This is a genomic window from Haloplanus salinarum, assembly GCF_024498175.1.
Lineage (GTDB): Archaea > Halobacteriota > Halobacteria > Halobacteriales > Haloferacaceae > Haloplanus > Haloplanus salinarum.
The window spans coordinates 293,667-315,067 of record NZ_CP101823.1 but is presented as its reverse complement, the minus strand read 5'-3'; the positions used below and the strand labels follow the sequence as shown (position 1 = coordinate 315,067).

At 69.9% G+C, this 21,401-nt stretch carries 21 protein-coding genes and 1 pseudogene; 15 read left to right on the top strand and 7 right to left on the bottom strand.

Annotation, left to right across the window (positions count from 1 at the left end):
- Positions 1-12 precede the first annotated feature (12 nt).
- On the top strand, positions 13-780 hold the full coding sequence (locus NO364_RS01575; RefSeq protein WP_257628360.1) for a helical backbone metal receptor: 768 nt from the start codon (positions 13-15) through the stop codon (positions 778-780).
- 4 nt (positions 781-784) lie between these two features.
- Here the strand turns inward: NO364_RS01575 and NO364_RS01570 are convergent, their stop codons facing one another.
- On the bottom strand, positions 785-2,620 hold the full coding sequence (locus tag NO364_RS01570; protein WP_257628359.1) for a flippase-like domain-containing protein: 1,836 nt from the start codon (positions 2,618-2,620) through the stop codon (positions 785-787).
- Positions 2,621-2,703: 83 nt separating this feature from the next.
- Between NO364_RS01570 and NO364_RS01565 the strand changes: the two are divergent.
- The 4 genes and pseudogenes from NO364_RS01565 (at position 2,704) to NO364_RS01550 (ending at position 5,899) form a co-directional block, all read left to right on the top strand.
- Positions 2,704-3,234 (top strand): annotated as a pseudogene (locus NO364_RS01565) (CNNM domain-containing protein).
- 21 nt (positions 3,235-3,255) lie between these two features.
- Complete coding sequence (locus NO364_RS01560; RefSeq protein ID WP_157689130.1) at positions 3,256-3,699, top strand: DUF5788 family protein; 444 nt, start codon at positions 3,256-3,258, stop codon at positions 3,697-3,699.
- Entirely contained in the window at positions 3,696-5,447 is a 1,752-nt protein-coding gene (gene polX, locus NO364_RS01555; RefSeq protein WP_257628358.1) for a DNA polymerase/3'-5' exonuclease PolX, read from the top strand. The genes NO364_RS01560 and polX overlap by 4 nt, the downstream gene beginning before the upstream one ends.
- Positions 5,448-5,449: 2 nt before the next feature.
- Positions 5,450-5,899 carry a Mut7-C RNAse domain-containing protein gene (locus NO364_RS01550; protein ID WP_157689134.1) on the top strand — a complete coding sequence of 150 codons (450 nt, stop codon included), beginning with the start codon at positions 5,450-5,452 and terminating at the stop codon, positions 5,897-5,899.
- A 10-nt stretch (positions 5,900-5,909) separates the two neighbouring features.
- Here NO364_RS01550 and NO364_RS01545 read toward each other — a convergent pair whose 3' ends face one another.
- Entirely contained in the window at positions 5,910-6,815 is a 906-nt protein-coding gene (locus NO364_RS01545) for a cell division protein CdpA domain-containing protein (protein ID WP_257628357.1), read from the bottom strand.
- 124 nt (positions 6,816-6,939) lie between these two features.
- On the opposite strand from NO364_RS01545, the gene NO364_RS01540 reads away from it, so the two are divergent.
- The gene (locus NO364_RS01540; RefSeq protein WP_157689138.1) at positions 6,940-7,227 is read left to right on the top strand and encodes a DUF5789 family protein; all 288 of its coding nucleotides are present in this window, start codon (positions 6,940-6,942) and stop codon (positions 7,225-7,227) included.
- 1 nt (position 7,228) lies between these two features.
- Positions 7,229-7,891 carry a CPBP family intramembrane glutamic endopeptidase gene (locus NO364_RS01535; protein WP_257628356.1) on the top strand — a complete coding sequence of 221 codons (663 nt, stop codon included), beginning with the start codon at positions 7,229-7,231 and terminating at the stop codon, positions 7,889-7,891.
- Here the strand turns inward: NO364_RS01535 and NO364_RS01530 are convergent, their stop codons facing one another.
- The gene (locus NO364_RS01530) at positions 7,892-9,649 is read right to left on the bottom strand and encodes a PAS domain-containing protein (protein WP_257628355.1); all 1,758 of its coding nucleotides are present in this window, start codon (positions 9,647-9,649) and stop codon (positions 7,892-7,894) included.
- Between the two features lie 139 nt (positions 9,650-9,788).
- On the opposite strand from NO364_RS01530, the gene NO364_RS01525 reads away from it, so the two are divergent.
- Positions 9,789-10,229: a DUF302 domain-containing protein gene (locus tag NO364_RS01525; protein WP_157689144.1), complete on the top strand. Its 441-nt coding sequence runs from the start codon at positions 9,789-9,791 to the stop codon at positions 10,227-10,229.
- A gap of 123 nt (positions 10,230-10,352) precedes the next feature.
- Positions 10,353-11,900: a TrkH family potassium uptake protein gene (locus tag NO364_RS01520; RefSeq protein ID WP_257628354.1), complete on the top strand. Its 1,548-nt coding sequence runs from the start codon at positions 10,353-10,355 to the stop codon at positions 11,898-11,900.
- Positions 11,901-11,907: 7 nt separating this feature from the next.
- Here the strand turns inward: NO364_RS01520 and nreA are convergent, their stop codons facing one another.
- The 3 genes from nreA to NO364_RS01505 form a co-directional block, all read right to left on the bottom strand.
- Positions 11,908-13,158: a DNA repair protein NreA gene (nreA, locus tag NO364_RS01515; protein WP_257628353.1), complete on the bottom strand. Its 1,251-nt coding sequence runs from the start codon at positions 13,156-13,158 to the stop codon at positions 11,908-11,910.
- An 81-nt stretch (positions 13,159-13,239) separates the two neighbouring features.
- Entirely contained in the window at positions 13,240-14,208 is a 969-nt protein-coding gene (locus tag NO364_RS01510; RefSeq protein WP_157689150.1) for a transcription initiation factor IIB, read from the bottom strand.
- Positions 14,209-14,319: 111 nt separating this feature from the next.
- Complete coding sequence (locus tag NO364_RS01505) at positions 14,320-15,180, bottom strand: alpha/beta fold hydrolase (protein WP_257628352.1); 861 nt, start codon at positions 15,178-15,180, stop codon at positions 14,320-14,322.
- A gap of 116 nt (positions 15,181-15,296) precedes the next feature.
- On the opposite strand from NO364_RS01505, the gene rnhA reads away from it, so the two are divergent.
- Complete coding sequence (gene rnhA, locus NO364_RS01500; RefSeq protein ID WP_157689154.1) at positions 15,297-15,890, top strand: ribonuclease HI; 594 nt, start codon at positions 15,297-15,299, stop codon at positions 15,888-15,890.
- Positions 15,883-16,446, top strand: coding sequence for a DUF7108 family protein (locus NO364_RS01495; protein WP_257628351.1), 564 nt, complete (start codon positions 15,883-15,885; stop codon positions 16,444-16,446). The genes rnhA and NO364_RS01495 overlap by 8 nt, the downstream gene beginning before the upstream one ends.
- Here NO364_RS01495 and NO364_RS01490 read toward each other — a convergent pair.
- Entirely contained in the window at positions 16,427-16,786 is a 360-nt protein-coding gene (locus NO364_RS01490; protein WP_157689158.1) for a PadR family transcriptional regulator, read from the bottom strand. The genes NO364_RS01495 and NO364_RS01490 overlap by 20 nt on opposite strands.
- A 326-nt stretch (positions 16,787-17,112) precedes the next feature.
- On the opposite strand from NO364_RS01490, the gene NO364_RS01485 reads away from it, so the two are divergent.
- The 4 genes from NO364_RS01485 (at position 17,113) to proS (ending at position 21,185) form a co-directional block, all read left to right on the top strand.
- Positions 17,113-17,646 carry an inorganic diphosphatase gene (locus NO364_RS01485; RefSeq protein WP_157689160.1) on the top strand — a complete coding sequence of 178 codons (534 nt, stop codon included), beginning with the start codon at positions 17,113-17,115 and terminating at the stop codon, positions 17,644-17,646.
- 264 nt (positions 17,647-17,910) lie between these two features.
- Positions 17,911-18,888 (top strand): rhomboid family intramembrane serine protease, encoded by a 978-nt coding sequence (locus NO364_RS01480; RefSeq protein ID WP_157689162.1) that lies wholly within the window; start codon positions 17,911-17,913, stop codon positions 18,886-18,888.
- 7 nt (positions 18,889-18,895) lie between these two features.
- Positions 18,896-19,660, top strand: coding sequence for an endonuclease V (locus NO364_RS01475; protein WP_257629133.1), 765 nt, complete (start codon positions 18,896-18,898; stop codon positions 19,658-19,660).
- A gap of 49 nt (positions 19,661-19,709) precedes the next feature.
- Positions 19,710-21,185 carry a proline--tRNA ligase gene (gene proS / locus NO364_RS01470; protein ID WP_257628350.1) on the top strand — a complete coding sequence of 492 codons (1,476 nt, stop codon included), beginning with the start codon at positions 19,710-19,712 and terminating at the stop codon, positions 21,183-21,185.
- Positions 21,186-21,401: the final 216 nt, after the last annotated feature.

Genomic DNA, 21,401 nt, shown 5'->3' with positions numbered 1-21,401 from the left:
CGCGGCGTTCATATGCGTCGCTCCCGTGGATCGACCGTGCCCCGCCGCATCGTCTCGCTCGCGCCGGCCGCCACGGCGACGCTCCGCGAACTCGGCGTCGCCGACCGCCTCGTCGGCGTCACGAGCCACTGCCCGCGGGAACTGGCCGGCGTCGACGCCGATCCGGCGGTCCTCGGCGGCTGGCTGAACCCCGACCTCGACCGTCTGGACGCCCTCGATCCGGACCTCGTCTGCACCGGCGACGCCCTGCAAGCCGACGTCCGGGACGCGATCCGGGACCGCGGGCTGGCGGTCCACCACGCCGACGCCACGACGCTCGACGGCGTCGTCGAGGGGTTCGCCGAACTCGGCCGGGCCGTCGGCCGCCCCGACGCGGGCGCGACACTCGCCGCCGACAGCCGCGAGCGACTGGCCCGCCTCCGCGACCGGGCGCCCGCGACGCGGCCGACCGTCTACTGCGAGGAGTGGGCGGAGCCGCCGATGGCCGCCGGCAACTGGGTGCCCGAGGCCGTCGCCGCCGCCGGCGGTCGCTACCCCTTCGTCGACCCGGGCGAGCGCTCCCGGCCCGTCGCCCGTGCGGAGGTGGAGGCGGCCGACCCCGACCACGCCGTTCTCCACCTCTGTGGCCGGGGGACGGACGTCGACCCCGCGACGATCACCGACCGCGACTGGGACGTCGACCCCGCGGTCCACGTCGTCGACGACGCGCTCTTGAACCAGCCGAGCCCGAACCTGCTCGACGGGATCGACCGCCTGGCCGACCTGTTTCACGAGGGGTGAGGCGTCACTCCACCTCCGGCTCCGGATCGGGATCCCCGGCGCCCGTCTCGTCGACGGCCGTCGTCAAGGAGACGTTGAGCGCGAGCATCGAGACGACGCCCCCGGCGACGGTGACGAGGTTCTTGACGGCGTGGTCCAGGATCGCCGCGCCGAAGGCGGTCGGCCCGGTCACGGGTGTCAGCCCCGCGACGAGGAGGGTGAAGGCCGCCTCGTAGAGCCCGATGCCGCCGGGCGAGAGCGGCAACACCTTCGCGAGGTTGCCGACGCTGACCGCGAAGAAGCCGACGGCGACGAGCGTCGGCGTCGCCAGCGCGACGTCGAAGGCCGCGAGGACGAGGATGGCGGTCACCACGTCCAGCCCCCAGATTGCGAGGCTGCTCGCGCCGACCCGGGCGAAGGCGCCGCGGTCGGCGGCGACGGTCTGCACGCCGCCGACGAACGATTCGAGGACGCCCGCCACGTAGTCGGCGTAGGAGTCGGAGCTGACGCGGGAGAGCAGCCGCCGGATCAGGTTGCCGTCGCGGCGGGCGGAGACGACGATGGCCGCGGTAGCGAGGACGGCCGCCGCGGCGACCCCCGCCGCCACCGTCAGGGCCGTCCGGGCGCTCCGCGGGTCGATGCCGGGGACGCTCCCGGAGAGCGTCGCCACCACCGACTCGGTCGCGCCGGTGAGGACGTAGCCGACGAGGACCGCGCCGCCCAGGACCGTGATGGTCAGCAGGTCGAACACCCGTTCGACGGCCAGCGAGGCGAACCCGGTCGGGTACGGGATGTCCCGCCGGGCCTTCATCACGTACGCACGCACGCCGTCGCCCGCGCGGAGGGGAAAGACTAGGTTGCCGGTCTGGCTGATGAACACCGCACCGGTCAGGAAGCCGAGGCGCTCGTGGTAGCCGAGTTCGGCGAGGATGTCGCGGTAGCGGCCGCCGCGGAGCGGCCAGGAGAGGAGGTAGACGACGCCGGCGAGCGCGACCAGTCCGAGGTCCGCGTCCTCCAGTTCCGCCAACACGGCCCCCGGATCGAGGTACAGCGTCATGAGCGCGAGCGCGAGGACGGTCAGGAGTGCGCCGGCGCCGACGCTCACCCGACGGGTGATGCGGGGACTCACCGACACTTGCCACCAGAGCCGGAGGATCTGACTCCCCATCCCGAAGACGTCACGCACGAGGTCGACTTTCGTGTCGCCTTTCGGCTCCCACTCGACGGGGAACTCCGCCACCTCCAGGCCGGCCCGCTGGGCGCGGACCAGCAGTTCCGTGTCCCAGAACCAGTGTTCGTCCTCGACGCGGTCGTGGAGGCGCTCGAAGGCCTCGCGGCTGAGCGCCTTGAACCCACACTGGTGGTCGCGGAGCGGCGAGCGGAGGAACAGGCGAACCAGCCCGTTGTACACCCGGGAGGGGACGCCGCGTTTGGCCGGGCGGTCGGCGACCTGGCCGGGCATCCACCGTGAACCGGTCGCCACGTCCGCCTCGCCGGAGCGGACCCGCTCGACCAGTTCGGACAGATGCCCCATGTCCGTCGCGAGGTCGGTGTCGAAGTAGACGAGCGTCTCGCCGGCGGCGGCGGCGAAGGCGCGTTCGAGCGCGCCGCCGCGGCCGAGCCGTTCGTCGCTGTGGACGTGGCGGACGCGGTCGTCGGCGGCGGCGAGTCGGTCCGCGATCTCCGGCGTGCGGTCGTCACAGCCGTCCTCGGCGACGAGCACCTCGAAGGAGCCGGGCGGGAGGAAGGAGGCGAGCGTCGAGAGGGTCGTCTCGACGGTGTCCTCGATGGTCCGCTCCTCGTTGTAGGCGGGGAGGACGACGCTGACCTCGACGCCGGCGGCGTCGCGGGGCCGATCCATTTGCCGGGGATGGTCGGGCCGTGCTCAAGAACTTTCTGTCTGCCGGCCCGGGCCTTTTTGCCGACACTGACACGACGGGGGGCATGACCGCGCTCGACTCGACGGTGCTGAGCGTCGTCGCGCTGATCGGCCTGCTCGCGGCGAGTGCCTTCTTCTCCAGTACCGAAATCGCCGTCTTCTCGCTGTCGGGGTCGTAGCTCGACGAACGCGCCGCCACCGACCGCCGGGCGTCGCTGCTCGCCCGGCTCCGGGGCGATCCACACCGCCTCCTCGTGACGCTGCTCGTGGGCAACAACGTCGTCAACGTCGCCATCTCCAGCATCCTGGCCGTCCTCCTCGCTGGACGGTTCTCCGGCGGCGTCGCCGTCGCCCTGACGACGGTCGTCGCCAGCAGCGTCGTCCTCGTGTTCGGTGAGATCATCCCGAAGGCGTACGGGCTGGGGAACGCGGAGGAGTGGTCGCTCAGGACGGCACGGCCGGTGTGGATCGTCGGCCGCCTCCTCCTGCCGGTCGTCCTCGTGTTCGACCTGGTCACCCGGCGGGTGGGGGTCGCCCTCGGCGGCGACCCGGACATCGAGGACCCCTACACCGACGCGGGCGAAGGAGCGAAGTGAGCGGCCCACGAACGTTCCGGCGTGAAAGAGTTCGAGCGCAAGCAACTCCTCGAACGCGTCAACCGCGAGGCCGCGACGGTGGGCGCGGCCATCCCCGAGACCATCGAGGTGCAGGGCGAGGAGGTGGACCTCCAGGAGTTCGTCTTCGAGATCAAGCGCCGCGAGACGGTGCCGACGGGCGAACGCGAGCGGGTCGAGCGAGCGAAGCGGAACCTCCGTCGCGAACGACTCGAACGACTCCAGCGCATCGAGGACGGCGAGGTGAGCTACGCCGAGGGCGAGCGGCTGGCCGAGAGCATCGTCGGCATCGACCGCGCACTCAACGCCCTCGAAGCGCTCGGCCCGGCGGACCTCGAACGCGAGGCCGAGGCCCAGGAGGCCGCGGACCGCAAGCGGTGGATGAAGTTCCTGCGGAAGGCGCTCGGGAACGAGGACACGAGCCACAACACCCGGGGGCGCCCGTGAGCCTGAACGCGGAGGTGGCGACCCGGTTCGAGGAGATGGCCGACCTGCTCGAAGCCGAGGGCGTCGAGTACAAACCCCGGAGCTACCGTCGCGCCGCCGAGAACGTCCGCGAGCACCCGACCCCGATCGAGGACCTCGTGGCGGAGGGCCGGGACGCCGTCGAGCGGATCGACGGCGTCGGCGAGGCGCTGGCCGATAAGATCGTCGAGTACGTCGAAACCGGCGACATCGAGGAACTGGCCGAACTCCGCGAGGAACTCCCCGTCGACATGGCGGCGTTGACGAGCGTCGAGGGCGTCGGCCCGAAGACGGTCGGCACGCTCCACGAGGCGCTCGGGATCACGACCCTCGACGAACTGGAGGCCGCGGCGGAGGCAGGCGAGCTCCGCGAGGTGTCGGGGTTCGGCGCCAAGACCGAGGCGAACATCCTCGAGAACGTCCCCTTCGCCCGCCAGGCCCAGGAGCGGGAACTCCTCGGCGACGCCCGCCCGGTCGCGGAGACGGTCCTCGACCGCCTCCGCCGAGCGGCACCGATCGAGCGCGCCGATGTCGCGGGGTCGCTCCGCCGGTGGCGCGAGACTATCGGCGACGTCGACGTGTTGGTGGCGAGCGAGGACGCCCCCGCGGCCGTCGACGCCTTCCTCGACTGGGCGGCCGTCGACGACGTGATCGAGTCGGGGACGACGAAAGCGAGCGTCCGGGCCCGGGGCCTCCGCGTGGACTGTCGGGTGGTCGTCCCCGACGAGTTCGGTTCGGCGCTCCAGTATTTCACCGGGAGCAAGGACCACAACGTCCACCTCCGGAACCTCGCCATCGAGCGCGACCTGAAGATAAACGAGTACGGCGTCTTCGACGTCGGGGACGTCGCCGACGAGGGGGAGGAGGGCCAGCGCACCGGCCGGCGGATCGGCGGCGCGACCGAGGCCGAGATGTACGAGGCGCTCGACCTCCCGCCCATCCCGCCGGAGCTCCGCGAGGATCGGGGAGAGATCGAGGCCGCCCGGGAGGGCCGCCTCCCGACCCTAATCGAACCCGGCGACGTCCGGGGTGACCTCCACGTCCACACCGACTGGTCCGACGGGACCGAGTCGATCGGGACGATGATCGCGGCCGCGGCCGAACGCGGCGACGACTACGTCGCCATCACGGACCACGCGACCGGCCCGGGGATGGTCGGGGGCGTCGGCCTCGACGACGACGACCTGCGCGAGCAGACCGCGGCCGTCGCGGACGCGGCCGCCGACGCCGACGTCGAGGTGTTCCACGGCGTCGAGGCCAACGTCGACGCCGACGGCGACCTCTCGGTCGGCGATGACGTCCTCGCCGAACTCGACTTGGTGATCGCCTCGCCCCACAGCGGGCTCGGCCAGGATCGGGAGACGGCGACGGATCGGCTCGTCGCCGCGGTCGAACACCCCGAGACGGACGTCCTCGGCCACCCGACCGGCCGCCTCATCAACGACCGACCGGGGCTCGATCCGGACCTCGACCGACTGGCCGCGGCGGCCGCCGACGCCGACACGGCCCTGGAGGTGAACGCCAACCCCCATCGCCTCGACCTGAACGACGCGGCGGTCAGGACCGCCGTCGAGGCCGGGGCACCGATCGTCGTCGACACCGACGCCCACGGGGTCGACGAACTGGACTATCGACGGTACGGCGTCCACACCGTTCGCCGGGGGTGGGCCGAGGCCGACGACGTGGTGAACGCCGCCCCGGTCGGGACGCTGTCGGCGTTCCTCGACTGAGGATGCGGTTCCTCTGTGACGCGATGCTCGGCAAACTGGCGACGTACCTCCGGATGTGTGGGTACGACACCGCCTACGCCCTCGATCGGGGGGTCGAGGCCGACGACGCCGTCCGGAAACTCGCCGAGCGCGAGGACCGGCGGCTGCTCACCCGGGACGCCGACCTCGCCGCGCGGACCGAGGGGGCGATCCGACTCACGGCACGGGACGTCGAGAAGCAGCTGCGGGAACTCCGCGAGGCGGGGGTGTCGCTCTCGCTCCCCGAGCGGCCGCGACGGTGCGGGCGGTGTAACGGCCCGCTCGACCCCGTCGCCGCGTCGGCGACGGCGCCGGCGGACGCGCCCGACCCCGCCGAGACCGACGTCTGGCGGTGCGAGCGGTGTGGCGGCCACTTCTGGAAGGGCAGCCACTGGGCGGACGTGCGGCGACGGCTGGAGGATCGGAGCGGGTGAGACCCCCGAGCTAGCGACTGCGCCAGTCCTCGCAGGCGTCCATATCGGCCATGACACCGTCGTGGTAGCCACAGTAGGGCTGGATGCCGCGCTCGGTGCGGACGTACTCGAAGTGTTCGCAGTTGCCACAGTAGCGGTCGGCGGCGTCGGTGGTCGCGTCGGTCGCGGCCGTCGACTTCCAAGTCTCGTCGGTGGCGTCGGTCGGACCGGACGGCGACGGCGGCGACTGGGGACTCGACGTCCCCGTCGACTCAGAACCGGAGGAGACGGTGGCGACTTCGCGGATGTCGTCCTCGTCGGCGCCGCCGTCGCTCACCTCGGCGCCGACGGTGGCCGTCGGGCCGGAGGCGCTCCCGCCGAGGCCGACCCCGCCACGCGACGTCGAGCGGTCCACCTCGATCACCTTCGTCTCTCCCTGTCGGGTCACCTCCATGGTGACGGTGCCGCCGGGGTCGTTGCGCGTCTTGAAGTTGGCGATGCCGACGAACAGACACCAGAAGGTGGTGAGCGCGCCGAGGAAGTAGACGCCGGCTGTCGGGAGCGTCAGGTCGACCATGCCGGGGGCGCAGTTGGCGCCGGACCACCGGCAGGGGTAGGCGTGGGAGAACAGCGCGACGCCGAGGACGGCGACGCTGGCCCCGATGCCCGCGGCGGCACGCGTCGAGCGCTCCGCGGGGAGGACCGCCGAGATGCCGAGGAAGACGGCGGGCACGCCGAGGCCGGCGAGGATGCCGCCGTACTCGCGCACGTCGAGGAGGGTGGTTCCGCCGCCCAGTAACACGTCGGTCGTAGCGACGATGATTCCAGCCACGACGAGGACGATGCCAACGAGAAAGAGGCTCGCCCCCGCGTAGATCTGCCGGAGACTCGGACCGCTCCGGTCATCCCCGTGGTAGACCTCCCCGAGACTGGTCATGGGCTGAGCTACGCCGCCCACCCACAAAACCCTACGTCAGACGGGCGTGTGACGGCGTGTCGCTGGTGCGAACGGTTCCGGGCGGTTCGAAGGGATTAACTCCCGGGCGGGAGTACCGTGGTCCATGGCAGAGGACGAGGACGACACGGAGCCGGCGGTCGAACTCGGCGAGGGCGAGCCGGTCGAGGGGGCGCCGCTGGCACGGGTGGCCTCCCGGCTCACCTGGCCACAGGAGGCGAGCAACGTGCGACGGAAGGAGGGGTCGGCGACGATCCGGACCCCCGACGGGCCACGGACGCTCGATTCGGTGCTCGACGACGTCGACGAAACCTACTTCGATACGCGACAGACGTTCCTGTCCGCGGTCCGCTCGGTGATCGGGACGGGGCCGGTCGCCACGGCCGAGAAGTGAGGTGAACCGCCCCCGGCTCTCCTGGGTGCGGACGTCGCTGCTCGCCGGTCTCTGTCTCTCGGTTCTCTGGTCGCTCTGGAGCGTGCCGTCCACCAGCCTGCCCGCCAGGCTGGTTCGGGACGTGACGCTGTTCGTCTGTCTGCCCTGCGCGCTGGCGGTCGGCCGCGGTCGCGACATCGGATGGCACGTCGACCGGCGCGTGCTCCGCAACACCGTGGCGCTCGCCCTCGTCGTCATCCCCTTCTACGTCGTGGGGTCGTCGCTGCCGACGATCCGAGCGTACTATCCGATGTGGGCGACCGACACCGCGCTCGCGACGTTCCTGCCCCACGCCGCCGCCCAGTTCGTCGTCGCCGCCGCCGCGGAGACGTACTACCGGGGGTTGCTCTGTGTCGGCGTCCGCGAACTCGGGATCAAGAGCGTCTTCATCAGCCCCGTCGTCTACGCCTTCCATCACGTCCACAAGCCGCCGATAGAACTCCTGCTGTCCGCGCCGGCGGACGTGCTCTTCGGCGCCGTCGACTACCGGAGCGAGTCGATCCTCCCCTCCGTCGTGGCCCACGGGGGCGGGCTCGCCCTGCTCGATTGGCTGGTGCTCAACCCACCCATCGTCCCGACGGCGACGGTCGTGCGCCTGCTGTCGTGGCTCCCCGTCCCGCTGTAGTTACGGGGTCTCTGGCGGCAGGTCGATGGTGACGACCGTTCCCCCGTTCCGGCCGTCGTGAACGTCGAGGGAGCCGCCCGCGTTGCCGACGATCCAGCGTGTGATCCACAGGCCGAGGCCGCTCGAGTGAGCCACCTGCGTGGGTTCGCGGTCGCCGACGAGCAATTCCCGTTCCACGGCCGGCAGTCCGGGGCCGTCGTCGACGACGCGGACCTCGACCCGGTCGTCGTCCCGTTCCGAGACGACGACGGCCACGCGCCGGGGGTCCCCCTCGTTGTGTTCGACGGCGTTCTCGAAGACGTTCATGATCGCGACGGCGAGCGCGGGCGTCGCCCGCACCGGAAGCGAGTCGGGGATGGCGGTGTACCACTCGACGGTCGGATCTTCCCCCGCGAACTCGGCGGCCAGGTCGCGGGCCAGCGACGCCACGTCGATCGGTTCGCGGTCGGCGTCGGAGGCGACGACCCGGTCGGCGTCCCGGAGCTGTGTGCTGATTTCGAGGAGTTCACGGGCCGCCTCCTCGATGCGGTCGAGCATCCGCGACGTCGCCGGGTCGGCGTCGAGGACGTACCGAAGCTCCGACGCACAGCCCAGGACGACGTTCATCCGGTTGCGGATGTCGTGACGCGCGACGCGATGGAGCACGTCCAGGCGTTCGTTCGTCGTCTCCAGTCGCCGCTCGTACTCCTTGCGGTCGGTGACGTCGTGGACGACGCCGAGGGCATCGACCGGGTCGCCGTCGTCGGAAAAGGAGAGCTCGGCCCGCTCGCGGACCCAGCGTGTCTCCCCGTCGACGAGGATCCGGTGTTCGATGTCGTAGGGCTCACCCGCCAGCGCGGCGTTCCAGCGGTCCTCAACGTGGTCCCGGTCGTCCGGGTGGACAGAGGACAGGACCGTCTCGTGGGTCGGCGTCTCCTCGCGGGACCGGCCGAAGATGTCGTAGACGATGTCCGACCACCAGAGCTCCTCGGACGGGAAATGTCGGTACCAGCTTCCGATCCGGGCCACCTCCTGTGCCTGCGAGAGGTGTGCCTGCTTGCGGCGGAGTTCGTCCAGTTCACGCTTTCGCTCGGTGATCGGGCGGGCGGCGACGGCGGCGCGCGTCCCGTCGGCCGTGGCGACGCGCGCCTCGACCCACTCGTCGCCGGACGACGTGGGCAGGCGGTACTCGACGGTGCGCACCTCGCCCGTCTGCAGGACACACGTCGTCGCCGCGTCGAGCGTCTCGGCGGCCGATGCCGGAAAGACGTCCGCGAGGGCCCGGCCACACATCGCCGTCGGGTCGTCGGGGAGGACGGCCGCCGCGTCGTGGCCCGCCCGCGCGTCCGATACCCGCCCCGCCGCGTCGACGACGAACCACGCGTCGGGGAACGCCCGGAGTGCACCCGGCCGGCGGGTCGCCCGCTCGGGGGCGTCCCGGACGGCCGCGGCGATGCGGGCGCCGAGGTCGGCGTCCGCCGACCGCGGGACGTAGTCGGTCACGCCGGCGGCGATGGCGTCGCTCGCGGCCGCCTCGCTCCCCGTGTCGGCGACCACGACGACGGGAAGCGACGGGTCCCGTTCGCGGACGGCGCGGGTCAGCGCCACCCCGTCGCCGTCCGGGAGGTCGAGGGCGGTCACGACGCCGTCGACGTCGGCGCCGGCGCCGACTCCGTCGAGGGCGGCCGTTAGCGTGGCGACGGGGACGGCGTCGACCCAGCGATCCGAGACGGCGTCCGCGACGCCGACGCCGACGTCGAGGACGCGGACCGTCTCCATGCGAGGGGATAATCCCATCTCCAAAATAAACGTGTCCGTCACGGCGGCGTTCGTCGACACCGTAACGGCGACCGCCCGGTCCGCAGCCCACGGGAGAGCGACGGGCGCATTTATTCCGACGGCGCCCGTTGCTACGGGCATGTCCCTTCCGATCGATCCCTCGACGCTCGACGCGTCGGACGTCGGGGAGAAGCGAGCGACCCTGGAGATGGAGCACGAGGCGGCCGTCGAACACGTCCGGGAGACGTTCGAGGCGGCGGGGTTCGGCGTCCCCGTCGAGTTCTCGCCGTCGGACCTCCTCAACGAGAAGGTGGACGCCGACCGGGACCCATACTACGTGCTCGGGGCGTGCAACCCCGCGATGGCGGACCGCGTCCTCGACGCCAGCGACGGCCGGATGGGCGCGCTGTTCCCGTGCAACGTCGTCGTCTGGGAGCGGGAACCGGGCGTCCAGGTCGTCTACCACGTCAGCATCATGCGGATCGGGCGGCTGGCTGGCCTCGCGCCGGACGACGAGGAGATGGCGGACATCGTCGCCGGGACGGGCGAGATGGTCGACGCCGCGTTCGCCGCGCTGTAAACCCGCGGCGCTCGCCGCGCCCTAAATTCGCGGCGCTCGCCGCGCCGTTACCGCCCCGGTCACCGCCGGCGACGCGACCACGCGCCGAAACGGTCATCCGTGCCACGCGATAGTTGGGGACGAATGGCTCGTTCGCGGCGTACGTACATCGACTACCGGGCGACCGTTGCCTACGTCGGAACGGTCCTCAAGTACATCGGCGTCGCGCCGACGTTCCCGTTCGCGGCGGCGCTCTACTACGGCGAGGACCCGCTCCCCTTCGTCGCGACGAGCGTCGTCATGGTGGGCGGTGGGGCGCTCCTGGAACGGGTACGCAGCGACGGCGAGTTGGGCAACCGCGAGGCGTTCCTGCTCGTGAGCCTGGCGTGGCTGGCCGTCCCGTTGGTCGGGACGGTCCCCTACCTCGTCGCCGGGACCGGAACGGTCGCGAACCCGGTCAACGCACTCTTCGAGAGCATGAGCGGGTTCACGACGACCGGAGCGACCGTGCTCGGCGAAATCTCCGTCGAGCGACACGGACACGCGATGTTGCTGTGGCGCCAACTCACCCAGTGGCTCGGCGGGATGGGCATCCTCGTTCTGATGATCGCCATCCTGCCGAAGCTGTCGGTCGGTGGGGCCCAGATCATCGACAACGAGGCGCCGGGGCTCGAACTGGAGAAGCTGACGCCACGGATTCAGGAGACCGCACGCGCGTTGTGGGGCATCTACGCCGGGGTGACCCTCGTCGCCGCGGCGGTCTACTACGGCCTGTCTCTGGTCGGCGTCGCGCCGAACATGGACCTCTTCAACGCCGTCGCGCACGCGCTGACGACGCTGCCGACCGGTGGCTTCTCGCCCGAGGCCCGGAGCGCCGAGGCGTTCGCCCCCGCCGTCCAGTGGGCGATGATGCCCTTCATGATCGTCGCGGGGACCAACTTCGCCCTGTTCTGGTACGTCCTGAAAGGGGAACCCCGCCGGCTGCTCGACAACACGGAGTTCCGATCGTACCTGCTCGCCATGGCCGGTTTCGGGGCGGTCGTCTCGGCCGTCCTCTACCTGGGCGTCGGGCTCGCGGAGACGCCGTCCGCGGTCGGCGTGATCCCGGGGAACGTCGAGGGCGCCCTCCGCCAGGGGCTCTTCCAGGTGATCGCCATCGTCACGACCACCGGGTACGCGAGTATGGACGTCAACACGTGGGACGCCTCCGCCCAGACGATCCTGCTTTTCGCGTACTTCCTCGGCGGCTCCGCGGGGTCGGCCGCCGGCTCGATCAAGATCGTTCGGTGGGTGCTCGTCAAGCGGTCGATCGGCCGATCGCTGTTCACGTCCGTCCACCCCGAGGCCGTCAGACCCCTGCGGCTGGAGGGGGAGGCCGTCGACGAGGGGACGATCCGCGACGTCTTCGTGTTCGTTCTCCTCTTTCTCCTGTTGTTCGGCCTCTCGACCGTCGTCATCTATCTCGACAGCTTCCGGACGCCCGCGGTGTCGTTGTCGGGACTGGACGCGATGAGCGTCGCCATCGCCACGCTGGGGAACGTCGGCCCGGGATTCGGCGTCGTCGGGCCGATGAACAGCTTCCTGCCGTTCTCCGACGCCGCCAAACTCTACATGGTCTTCCTGATGTGGATCGGCCGTCTGGAGGTGCTCTCGGTGCTCGTCGTCTTCACGCCGTCGTTCTGGCGGTGGTGAACGGAGGTCAGAACCGATCGAGCGTCGTCTGGAGGCCCGCGACCATCGCCGACTTGCGCCGGAGGTCGGCGAGCGACGCGGGGAGGTAGTCGACGACGCCCCGCACCGCGTCCGCGAGGGTCTCGGCGGTGGCGTGTTCGCCCTCGAAGGCGTGGCGGACCCCCTCGCGGACCTGCCAGACGCCGGCGGGACCCCAGTAGTCGTCGGAGACGTGCCGGAGGACGAGACATTTCGCGGTCCGGCCCCGCTCGTCCAGGTGTTCGAGGGCCGCCAGCCGCGCCGCGTGGTACGCCCCCGCCGTCTCCTCGACGTAGCCGGTCCGTCCCTCGTAGCCCTCGCGGTCGGCCGCGAGCCACATCCCCGCCTCGGGGTCGGGGTTCCAGACGCTCCCCGGCGCCTTCAGCTCGACGAGTTCGTACTCCCACTGTCCGGGCGCGAGGATCACCCAGTAGGCGTTGCCGAGGAACTCGTTGCGGTGGATCTCCACCCCGTCGACGCTCGGCGCGTCCCGGAGCGAGCCGCGAAGGAACCCCCCGACGGTGTCGTCGACGGCGGTGATCGACCAGCGGGTCGGGACGAGCCGGCGGTTCTCCGCCCGCCCCAGCGCCCCCGCCGAGAGAATGGTGTTCACCTCGTAGACGTCGAACCCGCGGCGGTAGAGGTAGTTGATCGCCCCCTCGGCGCGCCAGTCGTCGTCCTCCAGGGTCTTCTCGACCGCGCGGGGAATGTGGGGGTTCTCGCCGAGCGACGCCGAGCGGGCCGGGGCGCTGGGCCCGGTCGGGGGCGAGGCGCCGTCGGCGTCGAAGTCGACGGTGGGATCGGCGTCGAGACCGATCTCCACGTCGACCGGCCGGTCGGCGATGGCGACTTCGCGGCCGACGCCGACGAACCCCTCCCAGGTGTCCGCGACGTCGACCGACGCGGACCGGCGGGAGTTCAGGAGGCTCGTCCGCCGGCGGAACACCTCCGTCAGGTCGACGTCCTCGTCGTACCACGCGCCGCTGGTGACGAAGCGGCCGGCGTCGCCCTCGTTGCCGACGGGCGAGAGGATGCCGGTCGACACCTCGGGGTAGTTCGACCGGCCGACGAAGATGGAAGGGGAGACGCTGCCGACGACCGAGTCACCCGAGACGGTGCGTTCGACCCGGTCGGCGACGCTCTCGACGTGATCCAGGATCTCGTAGGACTTCTCCTTGGCGAGGCGCCGTCGCTCGGCGCGTTCGTTCGCCTCGATGTCGATGAAGTCGTCGAGGCGCATGGGATCGATAGCGGCGACGGAGGTTTGACACTGTCGGCTGTCGGTCGGCCGGGTCGGCGTCCGGGAACGGCCGACGGGAGCCTAACTGTGGATGCCCATCGCTTCGATCTGTTCCTGGTAGCGGTTGCGGATGGTGACCTCGGTGACCTGGGCGACGTCGGCGACTTCGCGCTGGGTCTTCTTCTCGTTGCAGAGCAGGGAGGCGGCGTAGATGGCCGCGGCGGCGTAACCGGTCGGCGACTTGCCCGACAGCAGGCCCTTCTCGGCGGTCGTCTCGATGATCTCGTTGGCCTTCGACTGGACCTCCTCGCTGAGTTCGAGCTCCGAACAGAACCGCGGAACGTACTTCTTGGGGTCGACGGGTTTCATCTCCAGGCCGAGCTCCTGGGAGATGTAGCGGTAGGTCCGACCGATCTCCTTGCGTTCGACCCGCGAGACCTCGGAGATCTCCTCCAGCGACCGGGGGATCCCCTCCTTCCGGCAGGCGGCATAGAGGGCGGCGGTGGCGACGCCCTCGATCGAACGCCCGCGGATGAGGTCCTCGTTGAGCGCGCGTCGATAGATCACCGAGGCCACCTCGCGTACCGAGCGGGGAACGCCCAGCGCCGAGGCCATCCGGTCGATCTCGCTCAGCGCGAACTGCAGATTGCGCTCGCCCGCGTCCTTCGTCCGGATGCGCTCCTGCCACTTCCGCAGCCGGTGCATCTGCGAGCGCTTCCGCGAGGAGATCGAACGCCCGTAGGCGTCCTTGTCCTTCCAGTCGATGGTCGTCGTCAGTCCCTTGTCGTGCATCGTCTGGGTGGTTGGGGCTCCCACCCGCGATTTCTCCTGGCGTTCCTGGTGGTTGAACGCCCGCCACTCCGGCCCGGGATCGATCTGCTCTTCCTCGATGATGAGGCCGGTCTCCTCGTGAATCAGTTCGCCATCCGCCGTCCTGACGAGGTCCTCGGGATCGAGATCGTCGAGATCGACGTCCGCGTCGTCGGTTTCCTCCTCTTTCTCGCCCTGCCATCGCGTTCGGTCTTCCCGCTGGCGGGTGGGCCGTGTCATCGCGTTTTTATACTCGTAGTTGGCGGTTACTTAAACCCTTGGTCGGTGACGGATGGCGACCGAACGGCCGCCACGACCCGGTCGTGGCCCTCCAGCGGGCCGGTACGGCCGTCACTCCTCGGCGTATCGGTCGAGCACGGACGCGCGACACCGAAGGAGCGTCGGAAGGTGATCGGCACCCTCGACGACGGTCAGATCGGCGGTCGGGAGGCGATCACACAGTCGTCTCGCGCCCGCGATGGGCGCGTTCGCGTCCCGGTCCCCGTGTCGGCAGTGGACCGGCACGTCGACGTCGTCGAGGGGCAGGTCCCACTCCCGGGCGAGCAAGGCGAGTTCGGTGACTGCGCCCCGCCGGTGGTCGTCGAGGGCGGTCACGAAGTCCCGGTGGACGCGCTCGGCGACGCCCGGTGGCAGGTCGCTCGGATCCGTCGTATACTGCGAGACGACGATCCGTGGCGGGAGCCGGTCCGCGGCCCACGCCTGCACGCCGAGGAGGCCGTGGAGGAATCGGGGCGAGACGCGGGCGAGGGCGCTCAGGAGTCGCTGTGGTGCCGGCGGGGGAGACGCCAGAGAGGGCGGCGGCGCCCCCGCGACCACGTCGACGGCGTCGACGCGGTCCGGGTGGGTTGCCGCGAGGGCGAGGGCGTGGGGGCCGCCACCCGAGAAGCCGACCACGCCGGCCGTCTCGACGCCGGCGTCGTCGAGGACGGGCGTGAGGAAGGCGCCGGTGTCGGCCAGGGTCCGCGTCGGCCACGGCGTCGAGCGAGCGTAGCCGGGACGGTCGGGGGCGAGAAGGCGGACTCCCGCCCGCTCCGCCGACGCGGCCAGGAGGCCACCGAGGACGTGCGATCCCGGCGTGCCGTGGAGGAACAGGACCGGAACGCCGTCGGAATCGCCGTACTCGGCGTACGAAACGCGTCGGTCGGGATCCGTCTGGACGGTTCGGAGGGTGGCGTCGTCGTCGGGGACCATGGCCGAGGCTGGTCACGAGGGTCGGAAATAGGTGCCGGACCGACGGTCGAGGGCGCGGACCGTCGGGGCCCGGACGGAACGAATCGCATTTGAGTGGGTCGTCCGAAGTGGGCCCGATGCCGACCATCGACTGTGACCCCGAGACGGCGCGCAGCCGGCTGGAGGAGGCCGGCGTCGCCGTCGAGGCGGGGAACACCGACCACGAGCGCTGGCGGGCCGAACGCGGCGACGCGGTGGCCGTCGCCTACGACGACAGCGTCGTCGTCCAGGGGGCCCGGCCAACCGACCTGACCGCGCTGCTCTCGACGGCCGGCGGCCGGGCGCACGTCTACTTCGACGGGGCGAGCCGCGGCAACCCCGGACCGGCCGCCGTCGGGTGGGTCATCGTCTCGGGGGACGGAATCGTCGACGAGGGCGGCGAGACCATCGGCGAGACGACGAACAACCGTGCCGAGTACGAGGCGCTGATCCGCGCGCTGGAGGTGGCCCGGGACCACGGCTTCGAGGCGGTCGACGTCCGCGGCGACTCGGAGTTGATCGTCAAGCAGGTGCGGGGGGAGTGGGACGCGAACGACCCCGGCCTCCGGGAGCGGCGGGTGACGGTCCGGGAGTTGCTCGCCGGGTTCGACCGCTGGTCGCTGGAACACGTTCCGCGGGAGATAAACGACCGGGCCGACCGACTGGCGAACGAGGCACTCGACGATGACTGATCTGCCACGGGAGGTACGCGACGAAGCCGAACGGCTCACCCGCCTGGCCCGCCGGGCGGTCGACGAGAACGAGGCGGCCGCCTACGAGCGCGACCGGGACGAGCGCCTCGCGGCGTTCGACTACACCGCCCGCATCCGGGAGGACGACGACACGCTCGTCCTCCACCCTGCCGAGTGGCTGGAGGGTGAGACGGCGCGGATCGAGCGCATCGAGGACACCGACCGCGCGGTCGAGATTCCGCTGTCCGGGAGCGGCGACGCCTCGGAGTGGGAGTCGGTGGAGCGCCACAACGCCGAGGTAGTCGAGCGCGTGCGCGAGCGGGCGGACGAAGTACACGCGGCCAACGCGAGGGCGTTCGCCGATTTCATGGGCAACCACTACGCCCGGCGGGTGGAGACGGCGACGGCGGCGGAGCTACGGGAGTTCCTGACGGAGTATTTCCCGCGGAACGCGTGGCCGAGCGACGAGCAACGCGACGCAGTGGAGCGGTCGCTCGAACACGTTTACGCCGTGACGGAAACCGAGATGCCCGAGTTCAGTTCTGCGCGTCGATGAGGTCACGGACCGAGTCCGCCCGGTCCTCGTCCGTGACGAATTTCGAGAGCACCCAGTCCATCCGGGTCAGGACCGCCTCGTGGCCCTCCTCGGTCAGTTCGTACTGGTTCGTCCGCTTGTCGAGTTCGCTCTTCTCGACCAGGTCCATCTCGACGAGGTTGTCGAGGTTGGGGTAGAGACGCCCGTGGTTCACTTCGGTCCCGTAGTAATCCTCGAGCTGGCGCTTGATCGCCAGCCCGTACATGGGTTCCTCGGAGAGGATGACGAGGATGTTGTGCTGAAACGCAGTCAGATCACGAACGATACCGGGGCTGCTACTTACTGCTTGTGCCTCTGACATACTTGAAGACATGTCACGGAGATATTTAACCCTTCTCAACTCGTTCTTGAATGTGAGAATTAGGGCTCGTAGCGCCGGAATCCGACATTACCGATTTAGGACATGTGTCTAATCGAACATGTAAGTATTCGACCGGCTCGTGACGGCGACTGCCCGGTCGCCGTCGGTCGCACGTCGTTGCCCGGAGAGATACGAACGGGCCGGGACTGCGTCGACCGCTCGCACCTGTCACGTGGACTCGGTGATGGCCGTTCATGTACTTTTTCATTCGTGTTGCCGTGTGTCGTCCCGAAAGGCCTATTTGGCGGTTCGGCCGTCCTATCACTATGGTAAACCTGTGGGAAGACCTGGAACCCGGCCCGAACCCGCCCGAGACGATCACCGCCGTCGTCGAGTGTCTCAAGGGCGAGCGGAACAAGTACGAGTACGACAAGGACGTGCCCGGCGTCGTCCTCGACCGAGTCCTCCACAGCAACGTCCACTACCCGAGCGACTACGGGTTCATTCCCCAGTCGTACTACGACGACGAGGACCCCTTCGACGTCCTCGTCCTCGTCGAGGACGGAACGTTCCCCGGGTGCATCGTCGAAGCGCGGCCCATCGCCCTCATGAAGATGGACGACGACGGCGAACAGGACGACAAGGTCATCGCCGTCCCGACCGAGGACCCGCGGTTCGACCACTACCGGGACCTCGACGACATCCCCCAGCAGACCCTCGACGAGATCGACGAGTTCTTCTCGACCTACAAGAACCTCGAGGAGGGCAAGGAAGTCGAGACGCTGGGCTGGGAGGACAAGGCCGCCGCGAAAGACGCCATCGAACACGCCATCGACCTCTACGACGAGAAGTTCGCCTGAACTGATTCCCGTCGGTTATCCACCCAGTCCCGCGCATGAATTATGCGCATGGGTAATCTTTTGGGCACGAGTCCCGTACGGACTCGTATGAGCGACACCAGCCATCCCGGGCTCAGTCACGTGACCGTCGTGCCGTCGAACTACGACGGGGACGACGACGCCCAGTCGGCGTCGCGTCGGCCGGCCGACGCGACGCACTGAGCACCCCGCGGGCGGATCGGCGACCGCCCCCATTTTTATCGACCCCGCCACTACGCAGGGGTAATGGCTCAGTGCGACGAGTGCGGCAGTCACGAGAACCTGCCGTACCAGTGTCGGCGCTGTGGCGGGACGTTCTGCTCGGAACACCGACTCCCGGAGAACCACGACTGTCCCGGGTTGGACGAGTGGAACGACCCGGACGGTGTGTTCGATAGCGGCTTCGACGACAGCGTTCGAGCCGAGAGCGGGGGGAGCGGGAGCGTCCTCGACAGGCTTCCCAGCCTCGACGGGTCGGTGACGGGCACCGGCGGCCTGCTCGGTTACTTCCGGGGGAACGTGGCGTACCTGTTTCTCGCGCTCATGTGGGTCACCTTCGCGCTCCAGTTGCTGATCGGGGGCGTGTTCGGCCGGGAGGTGATGGCGTCGTTGTTCGTCCTCCGGTCGGACCACCTCGCCTACGTCTGGACGTGGATCACTTCCGTCTTCGCCCACGGTGGCCTCTATCACATCGCCGGCAACAGCATCGTGCTGTACTTCTTCGGCCCGCTCGTCGAGCGGTACGCCGGGTCGAAACGCTTCGCCGCCCTGTTCCTGCTCAGCGGCGCCCTCGCCGGGCTCGGGTTCGTCGGGGTCAGCATCCTCCTCGGCTCGCTCGGCCCGACGGGCGTCGTGAGCGTCGTCGGAGCCAGTGGCGCCATCTTCGCCGTCCTCGGGGTTCTCACGGTGCTCAACCCCGGGCTGCGGATCTACCTCTATTTCATCATCCCCATCCCGCTGTGGCTGTTCACGGCCGGGTTCGCCGTCATCTCCGTGCTCTTTTTCCTCTCGCCGCAGTCCGCGTCGTCGGTCGGGCAGGGCAACGTCGCCCACCTCGCACACCTGATCGGCCTCGTGATCGGACTCGCCTACGGCAAGCGACTCAAACGCCCGCGGAACGTCCCCGATCAGTTGACCTTCGGGGGCGGACGAGGGCCCGGTGGCCCCGGCGGACCGGGCGGCCCCGGCGGTCCGGGCGGCCCCGGCGGTCCGGGACGGCGGTGACGCGGCCGTGACCCCCGTCCGCCCCGAGTTCGTCCCCGACCCCTCGCAGTCCCGTGCGGAGATGGAGGCGCTCCAGCGGCGTGTCGCGGACGCGGCGCGGTTCGCGGACGACCTGGAGTCCGATCCGGCGGCCGTCTCGCTCGCGGACGACGCGACCCTCGCCGGCGACCGGCCCGTGGTCGCCGGGGTGGATCAGGCCTTTCTCGACGACCGGGCGGTCAGCGCCGTCGTCTGTCTCCGGGGCGGGACAGTGGTCGAACGCGTCCACGCGGTGACCGACCTGTCGGTGCCGTACGTCCCGGGACTGCTCTCCTTCCGCGAGGGCGGCCCGATACTCGCGGCGTTCGAGCGGCTGGAGGCGACTCCCGACGTCGTCCTTTTCGACGGGAGCGGACGCATCCACTACCGGCAGGCCGGCCTCGCGACGCATCTCGGCGTCGTCCTCGACGTGCCGAGCGTCGGCGTCGCGAAGAACCTGCTCTGTGGCCGGATCGAGGCCGACGTGGACGGGCGACCGGCGGGCTGGCGGGCGCCGGTCGTCGCCGACGCCGACCTCGACGCGCCGGACGGGACCGTCGTCGGCTACGCCTACCAGTCGCGGCAGTACGACTCGAACCCGGTCATCAACCCGCTGTACGTGAGCCCGGGCCACCGCGTGAGCGCGGGGACGGCCGTCGACCTCGTCGCGGCGCTCTGTGACGGCTACAAGCTCCCGGAGCCGACGCGGTTGGCCGACGCGTACGCCGAGGAGTGCAAGGCCGAACACGGGTAGTCGCCGACGCTCCGCACGTTTTAAGCCGTATCTCCGTCACCTCCCGGTAATGAGCGACGATCAGGAACTCGGGATCACCGAGTCGAAGGAACACAGCACCGGCGAGTGGTACGCCGAGGTGGTGCGCAAGGCGGGCCTGGCGAACTACGGCCCCGAGGGCATGAGCGGCTTCATCGTGACGCGCCCGCGCGGGTACGCGCTCTGGGAGTCCATCCGGAACGAACTCGACGCCCGCTTCAAGGCGACCGGCGTGCAGAACGCCTACTTCCCGATGTTGATCCCCGAGTCGTACCTCGAACGCGAGAAGGACGTGGTCGAGGGGTTCGACCCCGAGGTGGCGTGGGTCACACAGGGCGGCTACGAGGAACTGGAGGAACGGCTCGCCGTCCGGCCGACGAGCGAGAGCATCATCGCGCCGTATCTGAGTCAGTGGATCCGGAGCTACCGGGACCTCCCCATGCGCGTCAACCAGTGGTGTAGCGTGATCCGGTGGGAGGCCACCGAGACGAAGCCGTTCTTCCGCACCAAAGAGTTCCTCTGGCAGGAGGGCCACACCGCCCACGCAACCGAGGAGAGCGCCTGGTCCGAGACGATCACCCGCCTCGACCAGTACGAGGAGGTGTACGAGGACGTCCTCGCGATGCCGGTCCTCCGCGGGAAGAAGCCCGAACACGACAAGTTCCCCGGGGCGGACACCACGACGACCGTCGAGGCGCTGATGCCGGACGGCAAGTCGGTCCAGGGCGCGACCAGCCACTACCTCGGTCAGAGCTTCGCCGAGGCGTTCGACATCACGTTCACCGACGAGAACGAGGACGAGCGGGTCGCCCACACTACCTCGTGGGGGCTGTCCTGGCGGGCGCTCGGGGCGCTCGTCATGACCCACAGCGACGACCAGGGGCTCGTCCTGCCGCCCGCGATGGCGCCGGAACAGGTCGTGATCGTTCCCATCTGGCAGGAGGAGACGAAAGACGACGTGCTGGCGTACGCCGAGGGCATCGCCGACGACCTCCGAGCGGCGGGCGTCCGCGTCGAACTCGACGACCGCGACGAGCACAACCCCGGCTTCAAGTTCAACGAGTGGGAGCTGAAGGGAGTCCCGGTACGGATCGAAATCGGTCCCAACGAGGTCGAGGAGGGGACGACGACCCTCGTCCACCGACCGGACGGCGAGTCCGCCGAGGCCGACCGGGAGGGCATCGTGGGTACCGTTCGGGACCACCTCGACACCGTCCACGCCAAGCTCTACGCCGCCGCCGAGGAGAACCTGACCGAGAACGTCCGCGAAGCGTCCGACCGGGCCGAAATCCTCGGTACGATCGGCCAGCACGGCGGGTACGTCAAGGCGCCGTGGTGTGGCGACGAGGACTGCGAGGCGAAGATCAAAGAGCAGGTGGCCGCCGAAATCGTCCTCGTGCCCTTCGAGGGCAGCGAGAGCGACACCGACCCGATCCACGACGGCGAGACCTGCGCGCTCTGTGACGACGACGCCGTCGAAACCGCCTACTTCGCCCGCTCGTACTGATATCGCCGGCTAACCGTTTCGAGGCCGGGACGGCGACCATCCTGATCGACGTCCGCCCGTGCGTGTGACGTCCGCGGTGAGTTTCGGCCAGGGAGTATCGACCACGATCGTTCGTTATTTTTATCCGCTTAGGTATACAGTGGAATTAATATGGTATATATTACCTTGTATGTGACTAATGAAGCCTTACACTAACAGGAACAGGCTAATAAGTTG

Bases quoted from the DNA above. Each gene is read 5' to 3' on its own strand.
- NO364_RS01575 (WP_257628360.1), top strand. From the start codon at position 13: ATGCGTCGCTCCCGTGGATCGACCGTGCCCCGCCGCATCGTCTCGCTC.
- NO364_RS01570 (WP_257628359.1), bottom strand. From the start codon at position 2,620: ATGGATCGGCCCCGCGACGCCGCCGGCGTCGAGGTCAGCGTCGTCCTC.
- NO364_RS01550 (WP_157689134.1), top strand. From the start codon at position 5,450: ATGCGGTTCCTCTGTGACGCGATGCTCGGCAAACTGGCGACGTACCTC.
- NO364_RS01545 (WP_257628357.1), bottom strand. From the start codon at position 6,815: ATGACCAGTCTCGGGGAGGTCTACCACGGGGATGACCGGAGCGGTCCG.
- NO364_RS01540 (WP_157689138.1), top strand. From the start codon at position 6,940: ATGGCAGAGGACGAGGACGACACGGAGCCGGCGGTCGAACTCGGCGAG.
- NO364_RS01530 (WP_257628355.1), bottom strand. From the start codon at position 9,649: ATGGAGACGGTCCGCGTCCTCGACGTCGGCGTCGGCGTCGCGGACGCC.
- NO364_RS01525 (WP_157689144.1), top strand. From the start codon at position 9,789: ATGTCCCTTCCGATCGATCCCTCGACGCTCGACGCGTCGGACGTCGGG.
- NO364_RS01520 (WP_257628354.1), top strand. From the start codon at position 10,353: ATGGCTCGTTCGCGGCGTACGTACATCGACTACCGGGCGACCGTTGCC.
- nreA (WP_257628353.1), bottom strand. From the start codon at position 13,158: ATGCGCCTCGACGACTTCATCGACATCGAGGCGAACGAACGCGCCGAG.
- NO364_RS01510 (WP_157689150.1), bottom strand. From the start codon at position 14,208: ATGACACGGCCCACCCGCCAGCGGGAAGACCGAACGCGATGGCAGGGC.
- NO364_RS01505 (WP_257628352.1), bottom strand. From the start codon at position 15,180: ATGGTCCCCGACGACGACGCCACCCTCCGAACCGTCCAGACGGATCCC.
- rnhA (WP_157689154.1), top strand. From the start codon at position 15,297: ATGCCGACCATCGACTGTGACCCCGAGACGGCGCGCAGCCGGCTGGAG.
- NO364_RS01495 (WP_257628351.1), top strand. From the start codon at position 15,883: ATGACTGATCTGCCACGGGAGGTACGCGACGAAGCCGAACGGCTCACC.
- NO364_RS01490 (WP_157689158.1), bottom strand. From the start codon at position 16,786: ATGTCAGAGGCACAAGCAGTAAGTAGCAGCCCCGGTATCGTTCGTGAT.
- NO364_RS01485 (WP_157689160.1), top strand. From the start codon at position 17,113: ATGGTAAACCTGTGGGAAGACCTGGAACCCGGCCCGAACCCGCCCGAG.
- NO364_RS01480 (WP_157689162.1), top strand. From the start codon at position 17,911: ATGGCTCAGTGCGACGAGTGCGGCAGTCACGAGAACCTGCCGTACCAG.
- proS (WP_257628350.1), top strand. From the start codon at position 19,710: ATGAGCGACGATCAGGAACTCGGGATCACCGAGTCGAAGGAACACAGC.